General features: G+C 67.8%; 1 protein-coding gene. It reads left to right on the top strand.

Features of this window, described 5'->3' with window-relative positions:
* The coding region (locus tag FYW99_RS31575) for a CE1758 family FMN-dependent luciferase-like monooxygenase (protein WP_150256272.1) at positions 1-879 on the top strand (879 nt) is incomplete at both ends.

Genomic DNA, 879 nt, shown 5'->3' with positions numbered 1-879 from the left:
GACGTGACCACCGACCCCACCACCGGCCGTACGCCGACCGAGGCCGAGCGCGTCAAGGCGATGGTGACCATCGCGCTCAAGGCCGAGGAGGTCGGCCTGGACGTCTTCGCCACCGGAGAGCACCACAACCCGCCGTTCGTGGCCTCCTCGCCGACCACGATGCTCGGCTACGTCGCGGCCAGGACCGACAAGCTCATCCTGTCCACCTCCACCACGCTGATCACGACCAACGACCCGGTCAAGATCGCCGAGGACTTCGCCATGCTCCAGCACCTGGCCGAGGGCCGGGTGGACCTGATGATGGGCCGCGGCAACACCGGCCCCGTCTACCCCTGGTTCGGGCAGGACATCCGCCAGGGCATCCCGCTGGCCCTGGAGAACTACCACCTTTTGCACCGGCTCTGGCGCGAGGACGTGGTGGACTGGGAGGGCAAGTTCCGCACCCCCTTGCAGGGCTTCACCTCCACGCCGCGCCCCCTGGACGACGTGCCGCCCTTCGTCTGGCACGGCTCCATCCGCAGCCCCGAGATCGCCGAGCAGGCCGCCTACTACGGTGACGGCTTCTTCCACAACAACATCTTCTGGCCCGCCACGCACACCAAGAAGCTCATCTCGCTCTACCGTCGCCGCTTCGAGCACTACGGACACGGCAAGGCCGACCAGGCCATCGTCGGCCTGGGCGGGCAGGTGTTCATGCGCAAGAACTCCCAGGACGCGGTGAAGGAGTTCCGGCCCTACTTCGACCACCACCCCCTGATGGGCGGCGGACCGTCGCTGGAGGAGTACATGGAAGAGACCCCGCTGACCGTCGGCAGCCCCCAGCAGGTCATCGACCGCACGTTGGGCTTCCGCGACTCCTTCGGCCACTACCAGCGCCAG

This window comes from Nocardiopsis deserti, from assembly GCF_008638355.1.
In the GTDB taxonomy this organism is placed as follows: Bacteria; Actinomycetota; Actinomycetes; order Streptosporangiales; family Streptosporangiaceae; genus Nocardiopsis; species Nocardiopsis alborubida.
This window is presented reverse-complemented; position numbering and strand designations above follow the sequence as displayed.